This window comes from Cypionkella sp. TWP1-2-1b2, assembly GCF_049896245.1.
GTDB lineage: Bacteria > Pseudomonadota > Alphaproteobacteria > Rhodobacterales > Rhodobacteraceae > Cypionkella.
Genome location: NZ_JAFCTX010000044.1, coordinates 16724 through 31425, shown reverse-complemented (window position 1 = coordinate 31425; position 14702 = coordinate 16724). Strand labels below are relative to the sequence as shown.

Sequence of the window (14702 nt, the reverse complement as noted above, 5' to 3'; positions counted from 1 at the left end):
CCACCCATAACTCAGCATAGCGATCAAAACTGATCCGGGTCGCCTCTAAAGCCGCAGACGCGAGGTTCTGCGCCGCGTCAACATGTAGGCCGACCGGACTAAAAGGGATAAGCCTTTGCTCAGGTTATGTAGTCACCGCGACTTTAAGTTTGATTAAGCTACGCCTTAGATGAGTACGCATTGAGTTTAGCGGCATGTCAAATTGGGTCGCAAGATCGACATAGGATTTGCCTTCAATATAGGCTCCGCGCAAAGCCGCCGCGCGGTTAGGTTCCAACATCCCAATGCATTCGTATGGGTATTGCGCCTCGCCAGAGGCTATCATTCGGGATTCGACCGATGGCTTATCATCGGCTAACCTGTCAAAATCATCATGGACGGTCAACTTTCGAGAATTCGCCCGTAACCGATTGATCGCCTGGTTCCTTGTGACAGCGATCAGCCAAGTCATCCCACGTCCCTTGCTTGCGTCAAATTGCTGCGCCTGCAACCAAACCTTTACGAAAACATCTTGAAGCGCATCTTCTGCTTCAGCTCTATTATCGAGTATTCTGATCAAAACTCCCATAAGCTTCGCACTAGTGTCGTTGTAAAGTTGGCAAAAGGCCACACGATCTTGGTTAGCGACTTCGCTGATAAGAGCCGCTATGGAATCTCGGCTCGCTACCGGCATTTATGTTGATCTGGCCAATTAAAATTACTCCGATCAGTGTTTGGATGCAGGCATTCGCTTTCAAATAAGTGCTTTTCAGGAAGCAAGCATTCGATAGGGAAACGCGCTGTCAAGCTAAAGGATTAATTTCCGAACGCCGCACGAAGATCTTTCGTCGCCAAATCCATCGCCTGCTTCGCCTCTGGCACGACCGCGCCCATTCCGAAAAACTCGTGGGTGACCCCGTCGTAATTCTTCATGTCGACGTCAACACCTGCTGCGGTCAGAGCCTCACCGTAAGCTTGCCCTTCTGACCGCAGTGGGTCGATCTGGGCCGTGATCAAAGTGACGGGGGGCAGGCCTTGCAGATCGGTGCGGGCGACTAGATTGACGCGAGGATCAGCGGCGTCCTCCATCTTTGCAAAGGCATATTTAACAAACCATGCCATGTCCGCCTTGCCCAAGGGTGCCGCATCGGCGTTCTCGATATACGAGGGCGTGTTCATATCGTTCCCAGCAATCGGATAGACCAGAAGCTGATAGACAGGCATCGTGATCTTGTTGTCACGGGCCATGATCGCGACATTGGCCGCCAAGTTGGCGCCTGCGCTTTCGCCTGCGACCGCCATGCGGGCCGCGTCGCCGTTCAGTTTGCCGGAATTCTCGACAGCCCAGACATAGGCTGCATAGGCGTCGTCATGAGCTGCGGGAAACACGTCCTCCGGCCCTTGCCTGTAGTGTGATGAAACGACGACCGCCTTTGCGCCCAATGACAGAGAACGGGCCGAGGCGTCGTAGGTGTCAATGTTCGCAATGACCCAACCTCCCCCATGAAAGTAGACAATGACCGGGAACGGACCCTCGCCCGGAGGGGTGTAAACCCGTGCGGGAATGTCGCCCGCGGCGCCCTTGATCATCATGTCACTGGTGGCAATGTCTGCTTCGGGTCCCGGCTTGATACCCTTGTCTTTCATTACAGCGGCCACAGCATCGGCGGGGGTCGGCTGGGCACGAACCTGTTCGACGGTCTGACTGTGAATAGGCTTGGCGCCCAGTGATTTCAAAGCATCCAATACGGCCTGCATCTCAGCCGTCGGTTTTGCCATCTGTCCAATATCGGCGGTTGGGATCGTCGTTTCGGCAGATCCCGTCAAAGGAAGGAGCGCTGTTGTAGCTATCGCTACAGACAGAATGGTGTTGCGAACGGTGTTAGTCATACATCACCTGTCAAATTCTGTCGACGAATTGCCAACGGTACCAGATCAACTCGTGGGAAGTGAAATTGTTCCCGCAGAGCCCTGAACTGACGCAACCAGCTGCATCGCAGACACGAGCGGCAATGCCACCGCCCCCGCATCCCTTCCAAATCACCCCTCGGCCAGGCGCAGATCAGCCTTGTTCTTCGGATCCCACGCTGAATAGCCCTGCCCACCACACCGCCAACCACAACATGATCACAGAAGGGTGGGCTTGCAGGCAGGAACTTTTGCCCGTGATTACGGTTCTCAGAGTGGGTCCGCATGGTGCGGCCTGCAACAGGGAATATACAGATGAAAAAGCTTTCAGCCTTTCTGCTCGCAACTAGCATCGCCGGCCTTATGTCCACCCCTTCGCTCGCCGAAGACAAGATGATGGATATGACGACAATGACCTGCGGCGATCTGATGAAGATGGACAAAGATGGTATGATGTCGGCGGCTTCGCATGCAGGCATGATGATGCAGATGGACGCCATGAGTGACGCCGACAAGAAGGCCATGGAAGACAAGATGGCGACCGAAACAGCCGGCATGTCCGATGCTGACAAAAAGTCTCACATGATGATGGCGATGCAAAACGACATGAAAACAAAAATGGACGCGATGACGGACGATGAGAAGGCGGCGCAGATGAAGACGGATACCAAAATGATGACCAAAATGGAAACCGCCTGCAAAGACAAAGACGACATGATGGTCACCGATGTTATGAAGTCGACAATGTAGTCCTGCACCGGCCTCAAACACACTAAATTGCCGGGCTGGAACAAAAACTGGCTCGGCAGCGCTGCCCACTCAGAGTGGGATGGCGAGCGCAGAGCCGCGATAACCAGCACTCATGACAAACTGGCGTTTATGTCATGAGTGCTTTTTGGGTTGGACCTTTCGCTCGGCGAGCCAAGGCTTGCGGGTCGATGTAGTTCATCTTCGCAGTGCCAATTAGCAAACATGTACAAAACATGTTGGCGGCCAGCGCTGAACACCGACCGAAGCATACATCAGTGGTGATCTCAGATGAAGGAGGCGGTTAAGGCAAGACGGTAATCACCCACCTATTCAATTAAACCCGCGTTTGAGCGCAGCGTGGCACATGGGAAAAATCGCTCACTGGGACGGCCCGCGTTAACAGGTTACAGCCGTGCCATTAGGCCCTACGATTAGCCAGAGTGACTAAGCAGCCCTTAGTCCCAGCTGGATTACGGATTTTCAAGCAAACGGCTAATATGACAGATAAAGGGGGCAATACATGCTGAAAAGCGAGACCCGTCAGGCAAATTGGCGCCGTGCCAATCCACTCAAGTACGATGCTCACCTCGTCGTGCAACAGGCAGTCAGCGCAGGGAAACTTGAGAAGCTGCGATGCGAGGTCTGCGGCACGGAATCCGTTGATGCCCATCATGATAGATACGATGAGCCGCTAAATGTTAGATGGCTGTGCCGCAGCCACCACGTTAAACTTCACCATTACAGTGAGGACATGTTTCCCATTGAGCGCGTCTCCAAAGAACCCTGATTGTAGATGGCAGCGCGCTCTTCCAAATGGATGCGCTTTGTGTCGAAGACCATTGATGAGGAAAAGTCGTAAGAGCAGGCTGGTCAACCTGATCAAGAGACGACAGCGCACCGCGAAACGGATAAGGTGTCGACCGAGGATCGCAAGCTTGCGCGGCACAAATAACGGTTTCGGAGACCGCGCAGAGCGCGACGCAGCCGAATATCATGTCAGAAATAGCCTTTATATTATTTTATCTTTATAAATCATAATGTTACCAGACTGTTATTGAATAACAAACGGCCGACTTTGCATTACTTTGGCGGGCACCACATGTTTGCTCCATCAGAACGAGCAAACCTGCTCACCCTTCCCTCTTGGAGTACGCATATCATGGCGCATATCGACGGCAACGGCATTGGTAACAGAATATTCGGCACCAGCTTGGCCGACATCATTCATCCTGGCGCAGGCAACGACACCGTCTACGGCGGGGGAGGCAACGATCTTATTGATGATTTTGGACATGCATCCACAGGCTCTGGTGGCGATGACTGGTTTTTTGGCGGAGCTGGTGCCGACACCTTGTATGGCTGGACCGGCAACGACTCGTTGGATGGCGGCACCGAGAACGATTTCATGTTCGGCGAGGATGGCGCAGATTACCTGGACGGCTGGACGGGCAACGATACGATGTTTGGTGGAAACGGCACTGATCGGCTTTACGGTTACACAGGCAATGACAGGCTTTATGGCGATGCCGGGAATGATCTTCTCTACGGAGAAGACGGCAACGATCTGATCTCCGGCGGGCTTGGACTGGATAGGCTTTATGGTGGCAATGGCAGTGATCTCTTCGAATTCAATTCAACAAGTGAATCAAATGGAACGACGCGCGATGTAATCGGCGGCTTTGAATTCAATCTCGATAGGATTGATCTTTCGGACATAGATGCAGATACAACTGCCACGGGAAACCAGGCGTTCAAATGGTCGGAAGCAACTACTGGTACGCCTGCCAGAGGATATTTGATGGCGGTCGCCGGTGCGGGCACGGACACTTGGATCTTGGGCAATACGGACAGCGATGCCGCTGCGGAATTTCAGCTGGCAGTCGTTGATGGCTCAAAGTTGCCTGGCTACTGGTTGGCCGATGATTTTTTTCTTTGACTAGACCCATGTTGACAAAAGAAAATGCGCGCATTGATAGTAGAAAGGCCACCGCGTTCCGCTGGCACCACGGGCAGAACGCGGCCGCTCGCTGCTGGAACCATGAAAGACTGCTCAGCGGACGGCCGACATTTGGCCACAGATCATTGGACGGCATCACGGGCTTGGGATAGCCTTTTAGGCGCGCAAAAAGTAAAATTATCGATGGGAAGGCGGTCGGCGATAGTGCACAACACACCGTCCCAATCGGTGCTGGATCGGACATTCCGCACACTGGCGAGCCATTCTTCCAAGGTTTGCCCGATTGCAGGTAGCGACTGGGAGCCAGGCCCCTCCTCCAACAAAGTGCCGGAGAGAAAATTGAACCGCAGATCGGAATCCAGCTCCAAAAAGATATCCTCGCTGACCGTGACCACATCTTTGAGCCGCGCCTCTACGGTATCGCGCGCCATTTGGGCGGCGGTAAGCGCCAGCTCTCGCTCCTTTTGCTCCGATATGTCCATTTGAATACCTGCAATGAATGCCGGCGCACCATCGCCACCCCGGCGTAGCACGCGGCCCCGGTCCATCATCCATACCCAGTGCCCAAATTTGTGCAGTATCCGGTATTCGGCCTCGTACCCGTCCAGCCCCGGCGTCGTCAGGGCAGCAAGCCGCCCATCAACGGCAGGCATGTCTTCAGGGTGGATCAATCGACGCCATGTGTCATGACGCTCATCAGGAAGATCTCCGCCAACACCGAGGGGCGCCGCGAAACCATCGGCCTGGGTATCGGGCCGTCCGAAGCCGAGACCTTCTGGACCGAGTTCCTGCGCTCCCTACGCGTCCGAGGCCTCGGTGGGGTCCGGCTGCCCGCTATGTCAAGCACATCGAGCAGCCGCATACAGGCTGGATGATCTGGTCCAACAGGAAGAGAACACCCTTCAACGGCTGCGGGCTTATCAGGAAAGAGCGGGACGCTGTAAAAAGCGCAGTCCATTCATAGCCTTCTTCGGGCTGGTCCTGGCGCTCGGTTTGAGCATCGCCCTGCCCTGTTTCTTATTAGTTATCGGCACGGCTTGCGCCGTCCTTGGGGGTCAGTGGGTGCGGGGCATGAGAGCGGAAAGCAAGCTTGCGTGTTCTATGATGAATGCTCCGCCAAGGGCTCAAAACAGAGTTATCCACAGCCTTGGGTGTTAAGTATGTGTTAAATATAGGGTTAAGCAAAAAAAACCGCTCGTAAGCAATTGATGCAAAAAGAGAATTCTGATGGTAGCGTGTGTGAAAGTACGAAAGACCGTGTGTGAAAGTACGAAAGGTAGTGTGTGAAAGTACGAAAGGTCGTGTGTGAAAGTACGAAAGGTCGCTACCGTGTGTGAAAGTACGAATCCACGTGGATTTTACCTCTATAACGCATTACTGTGTGTGAAAGTACGAAGGGCTTGAACGTGTCTGACGAGAATCTCATAAACCGCTCTCCCCTTCTTCCTGACCGGTATCCTCAGGGTGATTTCTTCGTCTGTGACATCTTCGATGCTGTTCCGAAGGCCGATATGGCGTCCATGGAACATCCGATCTTCTCGCTTTCTACCAAGCCCGACACGCGGGTCAGGGAGTACGAGCATAACGGGATCAAGATTGCGATTAAGCCTTCTGTCGATGGGCTGGCGACGGTCCATGACCGGGATGTGCTGATCTACTGCATCAGTCAGCTTATGACAGCTTTGAACGAGGGCAAGGAGGTCTCGCAGGTTGTCCGGTTCCGCGCGTTCGATATGCTTGTTGCTACAAACCGGAACACAGCAGGTTCTGGCTATGGCCAGTTGAAGGCGGCATTGGAGCGGCTTGCTGGTACTAGGATCAGTACGAATATCGTCACTGGCGGGAAGGAAGTTTTCCGAACCTTCGGCCTGATCGAAAGCGCTGAAGTCGTGCGGGAAACCCGTGACGGGCGCATGCAGGAAGTGGAGATCAAGCTTTCAGACTGGGTGTTCAACGCTATCAGGTCCAAGGAAGTGCTGACGCTGCACCGGGACTATTTCCGGCTGCGGAAGCCCCTTGAACGTCGCATCTATGAGATTGCCCGCAAGCACTGCGGCGCACAAAAGGAATGGCGAGTTAGTCTGGCGCTGCTTCAGAAGAAGTGCGGGTCAAACTCTACGCTACGTGAGTTTCGGCGACTGGTCCTGAATATCGTGCGCGAGGACTGCGAGCACGACCACATGCCGGACTACTCGATTACGTTTGACGAACAAGACGACATGATTGCCTTCACAAACCGCCAGGGTGTTAAGATGGTGCTACCGCAAGCGACGGCACCGCAACTCGACTCGGATGTCTATGAGACGGCGCGAATGCTCGCCCCTGGCTTTGACGTCCATTTTCTGGAGCGCGAGTGGCGAAGCTGGCTGCCTGAAACCCCGCGAAATTCTGAAGCCGCCTTCCTTGGGTTCTGTCGCAAGTGGATGCAGAATAGAAAATATACCGGATAATTTTATATACCGGATTTGTTTTTATAAAGCGCCCATGCTTCTTCAATGATTACTCCCTGTTGGACCCCTCGGCGCTTGGCCTCGTTGGCGATCTCTTCGGGAACTTCGGGCATCACCTTGGCATGAACCTGGCCTGTACGTGGACTCGGTCTGCGTCCGCGCTGCTTCTGTGCATCGCGTCCAACAAAACCAAGTTCTTCCCCTGCCCTGTCCACTCTCTCTAAAGCTTGTGGGCTGCGGTCTTTTTCACGGCTCTTCAAACGGCCCAAGTCGATGTTGAACGGCTTACCTTCGGTCATGTCATACCTCTCCAGCAAGACGCTTGTAGACAGCCTGCGCAAACTGGGCTGCATTCTCGATAGCGCCGTCCATGTTACCCTGTGCTGGCATATTGCGCAGATTGCCCCCAAACTCGAAGAGTGCGGAGAATGCCGAACGCTCCATCAGCGGTGGGTCAATAAGATCGACGCCTTGGGCGGCAAGCGAGCCTGATATGCCACTATGTTGCTTTGATCGAATTGCCTTTGTCATTGTGAAGACAACTGCATGAGGAATCTTTCGGTCTAGCGCCTCTTCTTCCTCGGCGATGAGCTGAAGCGCACGAATGCCGATGGTTGCGTCTAGCGTGGTTGCCCTCATTGGGGTGATCACGAGATCGGCTTGGGAAATTGCCCGCGACACTAGGCGGGAAGCAACGCCCTCAAGGTCTACAATCACGATCTGGCCGTCGGTATCGTGCTGTTTGATAGTCTTTACGATGTCGGACTCGGCGACATCTGACAGAACGCTAATCCGGTCGGGCAGCGTGCCGCGATCCGCCCATAGGGTGAGCGAGCGGTTGGGGTCGCAGTCTAGCATGACCACTTTGGCACCGGCATGAGCCAGCTCGGTTCCTAGAAGGATCGCCGTTGTGGACTTTCCCGCGCCACCCTTGGGTGAGGCTATGACAACAGTTGGCATGAAAGCTCCATTTATTATCTGGTATTTACACTAACCGGATTTATAAAATTATCCAATAACTATTTGACGTTGACAGTGACGCACGAAATGACGATTGACGTCCAGCGTCCAAAGCGCTATATTCGTAGCCAAATGATCCTAAACTATAGAAACAAGAAAACAGAAGGATTTGCGAACGGAGAGTTCGTAAAGGCGTTCCAAGGGTTCGAGGAACAGGCCGCAAAACGGCTGTCGATCCTCAACGCTGTCTCCTCGCTTGATACCTTGCGAGCGTTGCCAAGCAACCGACTAGAGGCGATGCGCGGCGATAGGGCAGGGCAGTACTCCATTCGCGTCAACCAGCAGTGGCGCATCTGTTTCGAGTGGCCTGACGGCCAGCCAGGACCAAGCAACGTTGAAATAGTGGACTACCACTGACAAAAGGAGGTCAGACCATGTTCATGAGAGCAGTACATCCAGGCCAAGTCCTGAAGGACGAGCTGGAAGAGTTGGGCATCACGCCCACAGAATTTGCACGCCAGATCGAGGTGCCCCCCAACCGCGTTAGCCAGATCATCGGCGGCAAGCGCTCTATCACCGGCGATACTGCCCTGCGCTTCGGCCATTGGTTTGGCACCGATCCGCAATTCTGGTTGAACCTGCAATCGCAGTTCGATCTGGCGCAGGCCGACAAGGAGACCGGCGAGACGATCCGGCATTTGCCGACGCGAGCTTCCGTGCCACCGCAGCCCGAACAGCCGCGACTTGTGTGAGGATTTATGACGGCAGATCAGTACCTTCTAGGAATTCTTCAACGCGAGGCTGTGGATACAAGTCTGCTGTCGCCTGTGCGAGGTGTTCAGGCCCGTATTGAGCCAACCATCCGCGCTTGGGCGGGTGTCCATCTCCGCAGCATTTCGCCGAGCGGTTCCTTTGCCAAGGGTACCGCCAACAAGAGCGGCACCGACATACTCCGAGCTGTAATAATTTGATCGCAAACTGGCCTGACAACGCAAGCGACGCAAGCGGTATGGCCGCGGCGATAGCATCGCAAACATCGGTTTACAAAGCCCTGAGACTGCATCCGCTCAAACCACGCGCCGGATCGTCTTGTCACTGACCTCGAACAGATCGGCGATTTCCGGGATAGGCCGCATTTCCACATCTCGCAGGCGTCTTACCTCAATCTTCTGAGCAGCGGATAGGGCAGGGGGCCTGCCTCCGACCCGGCCCCGCTTGCGGGCGGCCTCCAGCCCTTCCTTCGTCCTCTCAGAAATCCGCTCTCGCTCAAACTGGGCGATGGATGCGAAGACATGGAACACAAGCCGACCGGCGGGCGTGGTAGTGTCGATGTCTTCAGCCAGCGACCGGAAGCCCGCGCCATGCGCCTGGATCGTGTCCACGATGTCGAGAAGATCGCGTAGGGAGCGGGCGAGGCGATCATATTTGGTGACGGTGATCACGTCACCCTTGCGCAACTGATCGAGCAAACGGTCCAACTCAGGCCTATTGCGAGCCGTGCCGGTGATCTTGTCAGCAAAGATCTTCTCTGCACCTGCCGCCTTCAAAGCATCGAGCTGGCCGTCCAGGTTCTGGTCCTCTGTGCTGACGCGGGCATATCCAATGATCATGACGCACTGTGCCAAAAACCTCCCAAAACTGCAAAGGTTTTGTCATGGGTTTTTGTCCCGCCTAAGCCGTTGATTTACGGTAGGGCGGGGGAGGGGGCCAAAAACGACCGTTTTTGACCATGTGTTTGTGACCTGAGGTTTTTGTCCTACCCAATTGGGAGCAATGCGGACGGAGCTTTCGTTCGTGGAGGGTGCTCAGTTTCCACTCGGCGCTGCAGCAAGCCGGACGAGCAGGAAGGGAAAGCAGCCAGCGGAACGCGGTGGCCTTTCTACTATCAATGCGCTCCGTGCATTTCCTTTTGTCAACACGGGCCTAGTCAAAGAAAAAAATCATCGGCCAACCAGTAGCCAGGCAAAATTGAGCCATCAACGACCGCCAATTGAAATTCCGCAGCGGCATCGCTGTCCGTATTGCCCAAGATCCAAGTGTCCGTGCCCGCGCCAGCCACCGCCATCAAATATCCCCTAGCAGGCGTACCGGTAGTTGCTTCCGACCATCTGAACGCTTGGTTTCCCGTTGCAGTTGTGTCTGCATCTATTTCCGAAAGATCAATCCTATCGAGATTGAATTCAAAGCCGCCGATTACATCGCGCGTCGTTCCATTTGATTCACTTGTTGAATTGAATTCGAAGAGATCACTGCCTCCATCCGGCCTGCGAACCGACCAGGTGCTGGCTGGGGCCGCCACACTTGGGCTGGTGCTGCATCTGGCCGAATTGGTCTGACCCGTCAGGCCAGTTGTAGGGTTACGCAAGCCAGCACGAAATATCGCCCGGCCTTGGTCAGCGTGACAATCAACGCGAACCGCCAGAACGGTTCGCGCATCACCCCGGCGGCCAGCGTCAAGGGATCGCCGATGATCAGCAGCCAAACGCCCAACAGGCTCCAATGCCCCCAGCATGCATACAAGCCCGCCGCCCGGTCTACTGGCGCTGCAAGACCGGAAACCAGCGCCGGTCGGCAAAGCGGATCAGAAACCGCCCCATCGCCCAGTTCACCATCGAACCCAGCACATTGCCAAGCGTTGCCACTGCCAAAAGCAGCCAGGCCGGCTGTGTGGCCTGCAGGATTAGCGCCACCAGCACCGTCTCGGATTGTGCCGGAATCAATGTGGCAGCGGCAAGAGCCGCAAGGAATAGGCCGGGAAGTTCAAACATAGATCAAACGGCGCGCGGCCAGCGGCGGTGCAGTTCGTCGATCACAAAGGCATGGCGGTGCTGAAGCCCGTGTTTCGCTAGATGCGGATGATCGAGTGGCAAGTCGCTGTGGTCATGCAGCAGGCTGATGTCATCCTGCGCGGGCCAGATCCGCAGCACCGCGATCAGGCCAAGCGCGCCGATCCCCGCCAGCACCAGAGCAGCCACCGACAAACCTGCACCTGCGCCAATCCAGCCCGCCAGCGGATAGGTCACCAGCCAGCAAGCATGGCTTAGCGCAAACTGTGCTGCAAAAACCGAACCGCGATCCGCCTCGCGCGCCGAGCGGTTGATGATCCGCCCAATTGGCGTTTGCGTCAGCGAAAAGCCAAAGCCGATAAATGCCCAAAGCGCGATCAGGCTGGTCAGCCCCCCGACCAATGGCGCCACTGCCACCCCCGCCACCATCAGCCCTGCGCCACCGATCATCACCGGACGATCTGCCAAATGCAAAAGAATGCGCGGCAAGGCGAAGGTCGCGACGATAGAGCCCGCGCCAAACCCGGCGAAGGCAAGCGCCACGGATTCTCCGCCCAAATCCAGTCGGGTCTGCACCAGCACCACGGTGTTGACATAGATCATAGCGCCAGCAGCGGCGACGGCCGCCTCCATCACCATCAGTCCGCGCAGGCGTGGGGTGGCGATGTAGATGCGCACACCCTTGGTAACATCAGCCCAGAAAGGGCCGCCTTCGGATTTCAGGCGCGCAGGCAGGCGAGTGGTCACCACCAGTATTGCAGAGCCCGCGAACCCCACGACAGTACCTAGAAACAGCACCGGAAAGCTGACGACCGTCAACAGAGCAGCAGCAATCATCGGCGAGGCGAGCTGCTCCAGATCCTCGGCCAGACGCAGCAGGGACAGTGCATTGGTATAATCTTCCTCATCTTTTAGCACGTCCGGGATCACCGCCTGAAACGCCGGGGTGAACCCGGCAGAGGCCGCTTGCAGAAAAAAGATCAGCACGTAGATCTGCCAGACTTGATCGACGAACGGCAGGCAGGCGATTACCCCAGCGCGGATCAGATCCAGCGCCACAAGAAAGGCCCGGCGTGGCAGGCGTTCGGCCACCGCCGCAGCCACCGGAGCAAGCGTGACATAGGCCACCATCTTGATGGCCAATGCGGTGCCCAGCACAGCACCCGAATTGTCGCCCGCCAGCTGCCACGCAAGCAGCCCCAGCGCCACCGTGGCAAGCCCGGTGCCCAGCAGAGCTACTATTTGCGCAGCAAACAGGTGGCGGAAGGTCGGGTTTCTCAGCGTCTTTAGCATCAGGCTACTTTCAATGGTGATGGCCCTCCGGTGCCCTGGTTTCGTCGAGCGGTTGACGTCTCGAAAAAGCCAAAAGCCGGTGCGTCAGGCAGCAGCGCGTTTTGCAGAGGTCATGGCGGTTAATTGAAGCGATCAGGGTCGCCGCTGCGGCTGTGGGAAATGCGCCCAGGTGCAGTCAAGGGCGGCTTTGGCAGTTTGGGTGCGTCGCGTCTCGGGCGGTTACAAATTGACGTCAAACAAACCGCGTGGATCATTTCACGACGTTGTCACGGCTGGGTCAAATGGCAAGGCAGACGTATTCACCGGCTAAGTATTAGCTCCATTAGGACCATCATAGAACTTGGACCAGAAGCGAAATCGCAATCACTGAAACCAGCCCGCCAGCGGATACTTCAAACCATGGCAAAACACGTGCAATGCTTTTTCCGGGTAGGGCTGCCAATGCCCCTTCGCGCGTCCACACAGCTAAACCGGCGACACTTACGGTAACGATTGCTGTCCCCAGCCCCATTGCAAAGACCCCGGCGATGCCAGCCAAGCCAATACCCAGTTGCCATGTCAAAATCAGCAGAAAAAGAGCCCCAGAGCACGGCCTCATGGCAATTCCTGCAATCAATGCCGCGACATCGCGCCAACCGGTCAGGTTGTCTAGGTCCTCGACTGTGGGACCATGTGCATGTCCACAGTGTTCGTCATGCACATGGCCTGAATGGTCGTGAGTCTGCCGTTGAGTTTGGCGGCGCAACCCGCGCAACCCCCGCCACATCAGCCACACTCCGACACCTATGATTGCAATGGTCCCGACCGGCGCCATGATGTCATCAGCAACACCATGCGCCTGCTCACGCGTCCAACCCAACAACGCAACACCGGTGTAGACAAAACCAACTGCAACCGCCGCCTGAGCCAAGCTCGCAGCCAACGAAATCGCAGACAGTGCTAATAGCGGCACCCGACGCCCAAGCCCAAAGCCACCAATCACTACCTTGCCGTGTCCAGGGCCAGCTGCGTGCAAGAATCCGTAACTGAAACAAACAGTCAGCAGTGCAGTAAGGGCTCCAGGTTCCGCCCTTTTGATTTTGCGCACGGCAGACGCCAAGGCATTTTGGATTTCGCGTTGTCCCGCAAGGATCCAAGCTTGCAGAGCCGCAAAACCACCGGAGAGCCACAAAATCAGAAGCGAAATTGCCAATACGACGCCGAGAACTAAGAGTGCGCGGCGCATGTTACACGAACCCCCTCGGCGAAGATGGCCCCAAGAGCGGGGAACTCATTTTCGACATCCCCCGGCAGAGCCGCAATCGCAGCATCGAGTTTTTCATTTGCAGCCTTCATGTCCGGTCTTTGAATTTCGGCGTTGCAGTCTGGTCGCCCGGTCACTTTGGGTTCCCCCACAATGTAATACCCCGAATACAGGCTGGGATCATAGACCTGTATGACCAGCGGGTCAGAACCAAGAGCAACGGGTGGGATGAGACGTCGAAAATGCGACGTCGTAATTTTTGCGTCAGCATAGGCAGCGGTCCAATCCAATGGCCCAGAAAGTTGCACAGGTGCCGTTCCATTGAGTACGAAGGTATCGCCGGGGTAACCATCGTCCCAGTGCATATCGAAGCCCGAAAGCGCTGCTGTCTCGCTAGCAATAAGCTTTCCATCAAAGTCTTCATCCATCCCCCTGTCGGTGATGAACTGCAGTGACGTAAGGTCGTCGTATGTCCAAGTAATTCGAACCCCCTCCGCCTCTCCCCCCGCATTGAAAGAGATCTCGAGCTGTGTATCGATAAAGATATGGGGATGCGCAGTGGCTGGCGTGCCAAGCGCTGTTGACAGAGCGAACATCATTGAACATCGGTTCATAATAGCGCTGGCCCCCTAGTATTGGGTTGTTAGCTGCGCTGAACTTTGTACTCAAGGTGTTTGTTTCATTGGGGCGATTGCTCGCCAGGCCGACGTCCGCACAGATGCGAACCCAACCGGCGCGGTTCATCGAGCTTGGCAGTGTCAGCCTTCAGCGCCTCGCCGGATTTGCAAGAGCGGTGGCTCTGGCGATGATCGCTCTGCTGATCGCCTGACAAAGCTTCCTGCGCTTTCAGGCAACGTGATGATAATTTCAAGCAAGCCATGATGGTGCGTGATGGTGAAGCTTGTCTGGCTTCTGAAAGACAACCACAATCACGGGCATAACCAAGCGGAAACAGCCCTATCCCGCAAATTCCACCCTCCGGGCAGAGTTACATCGGGACCTCGACTCCCATCGCTTGGAGCATGTCTTTCATCTCTGCGATCTCGCCCACTTGGGCATCAATAATCTTTTGTGCCATCGCTTTGGTCCCTTCGTCCTTGCCCATTTCTAATTCGACCTTTGCCATGTCGATAGCAGATTGGTGGTGCGGGATCATCATCAGCAGAAAATCGGCATCGGGTTTGCCGGTCGACATCATCGGCATCGCGGTCATCATCGTGTCCATCGGTGCCATAAACGGTTTCATGCCAGCGTCAGCCATTGCCTGCATCTTGTCATGACCGTCGGCGAAAGCCAAACCGCCAGCGAGGGATAGGGCAGCAGCGATGATCAGGGACATAGTCGTGGTCTTCATTGGGATCTCCATGACGAGGTTT

Annotated in this window: 16 protein-coding genes and 2 pseudogenes; 6 read left to right on the top strand and 12 right to left on the bottom strand. The window is 55.6% G+C overall.

Translation table 11 applies throughout. The features are described from left to right. Positions 1–124 precede the first annotated feature (124 nt). Positions 125–673 carry a sigma-70 family RNA polymerase sigma factor gene (locus ACP7AP_RS20725; protein ID WP_426037286.1) on the bottom strand — a complete coding sequence of 183 codons (549 nt, stop codon included), beginning with the start codon at positions 671–673 and terminating at the stop codon, positions 125–127. A gap of 122 nt (positions 674–795) precedes the next feature. Continuing rightward, positions 796–1869 (bottom strand): alpha/beta hydrolase, encoded by a 1074-nt coding sequence (locus ACP7AP_RS20720; protein ID WP_426037284.1) that lies wholly within the window; start codon positions 1867–1869, stop codon positions 796–798. 333 nt (positions 1870–2202) lie between these two features. Here ACP7AP_RS20720 and ACP7AP_RS20715 point away from each other — a divergent pair, with 333 nt between their 5' ends. Together ACP7AP_RS20715 and ACP7AP_RS20710 are read left to right on the top strand one after the other, a co-directional pair. Then, positions 2203–2637, top strand: a complete 435-nt coding sequence (locus ACP7AP_RS20715) for a hypothetical protein (protein ID WP_426037282.1) — start codon at positions 2203–2205, stop codon at positions 2635–2637. 1159 nt (positions 2638–3796) lie between these two features. Then, positions 3797–4573, top strand: a complete 777-nt coding sequence (locus ACP7AP_RS20710; protein ID WP_426037280.1) for a calcium-binding protein — start codon at positions 3797–3799, stop codon at positions 4571–4573. A 143-nt stretch (positions 4574–4716) separates the two neighbouring features. Here ACP7AP_RS20710 and ACP7AP_RS20705 read toward each other — a convergent pair whose 3' ends face one another. After that, entirely contained in the window at positions 4717–5265 is a 549-nt protein-coding gene (locus ACP7AP_RS20705; RefSeq protein WP_426037278.1) for a PAS domain-containing protein, read from the bottom strand. A 42-nt stretch (positions 5266–5307) separates the two neighbouring features. On the opposite strand from ACP7AP_RS20705, the pseudogene ACP7AP_RS20700 reads away from it, so the two are divergent. Continuing rightward, positions 5308–5424 (top strand): annotated as a pseudogene (locus ACP7AP_RS20700) (transposase); the annotation flags it as partial. Between the two features lie 576 nt (positions 5425–6000). After that, entirely contained in the window at positions 6001–7044 is a 1044-nt protein-coding gene (locus tag ACP7AP_RS20695; RefSeq protein WP_426037276.1) for a replication initiator protein A, read from the top strand. Positions 7045–7046: 2 nt separating this feature from the next. Here the strand turns inward: ACP7AP_RS20695 and ACP7AP_RS20690 are convergent, their stop codons facing one another. Together ACP7AP_RS20690 and ACP7AP_RS20685 are read right to left on the bottom strand one after the other, a co-directional pair. Then, positions 7047–7343 (bottom strand): chromosome partitioning protein ParB, encoded by a 297-nt coding sequence (locus ACP7AP_RS20690; RefSeq protein WP_426037274.1) that lies wholly within the window; start codon positions 7341–7343, stop codon positions 7047–7049. Between the two features lies 1 nt (position 7344). After that, positions 7345–8004: a ParA family protein gene (locus ACP7AP_RS20685; protein ID WP_426037272.1), complete on the bottom strand. Its 660-nt coding sequence runs from the start codon at positions 8002–8004 to the stop codon at positions 7345–7347. Between the two features lie 87 nt (positions 8005–8091). Between ACP7AP_RS20685 and ACP7AP_RS20680 the strand changes: the two genes are divergently transcribed. Then, a complete protein-coding gene (locus ACP7AP_RS20680; RefSeq protein WP_426037270.1) occupies positions 8092–8421 on the top strand; it encodes a type II toxin-antitoxin system RelE/ParE family toxin in 330 nt (109 codons plus the stop codon). Between the two features lie 17 nt (positions 8422–8438). Next, positions 8439–8756, top strand: a complete 318-nt coding sequence (locus ACP7AP_RS20675; RefSeq protein ID WP_426037268.1) for a HigA family addiction module antitoxin — start codon at positions 8439–8441, stop codon at positions 8754–8756. A gap of 315 nt (positions 8757–9071) precedes the next feature. Here the strand turns inward: ACP7AP_RS20675 and ACP7AP_RS20670 are convergent, their stop codons facing one another. The 7 genes and pseudogenes from ACP7AP_RS20670 to ACP7AP_RS20640 all read right to left on the bottom strand — a co-directional run bounded on the left by ACP7AP_RS20670 (position 9072) and on the right by ACP7AP_RS20640 (position 14680). Beyond that, entirely contained in the window at positions 9072–9614 is a 543-nt protein-coding gene (locus ACP7AP_RS20670) for a recombinase family protein (protein ID WP_426037266.1), read from the bottom strand. 317 nt (positions 9615–9931) lie between these two features. Further along, the gene (locus ACP7AP_RS20665) at positions 9932–10303 is read right to left on the bottom strand and encodes a M10 family metallopeptidase C-terminal domain-containing protein (protein WP_426037264.1); all 372 of its coding nucleotides are present in this window, start codon (positions 10301–10303) and stop codon (positions 9932–9934) included. Between the two features lie 41 nt (positions 10304–10344). After that, positions 10345–10772: pseudogene (locus ACP7AP_RS20660) on the bottom strand (YqaA family protein). Positions 10773–10775: 3 nt separating this feature from the next. Then, positions 10776–12083 carry an MFS transporter gene (locus tag ACP7AP_RS20655; protein ID WP_426037262.1) on the bottom strand — a complete coding sequence of 436 codons (1308 nt, stop codon included), beginning with the start codon at positions 12081–12083 and terminating at the stop codon, positions 10776–10778. A 331-nt stretch (positions 12084–12414) separates the two neighbouring features. Next, the gene (locus tag ACP7AP_RS20650) at positions 12415–13308 is read right to left on the bottom strand and encodes a nickel/cobalt transporter (protein WP_426037260.1); all 894 of its coding nucleotides are present in this window, start codon (positions 13306–13308) and stop codon (positions 12415–12417) included. Then, the gene (locus tag ACP7AP_RS20645; protein WP_426037258.1) at positions 13290–13925 is read right to left on the bottom strand and encodes a DUF1007 family protein; all 636 of its coding nucleotides are present in this window, start codon (positions 13923–13925) and stop codon (positions 13290–13292) included. The genes ACP7AP_RS20650 and ACP7AP_RS20645 overlap by 19 nt, the downstream gene beginning before the upstream one ends. A gap of 389 nt (positions 13926–14314) precedes the next feature. Beyond that, entirely contained in the window at positions 14315–14680 is a 366-nt protein-coding gene (locus ACP7AP_RS20640; RefSeq protein WP_426037256.1) for a DUF305 domain-containing protein, read from the bottom strand. Positions 14681–14702 lie beyond the last annotated feature (22 nt).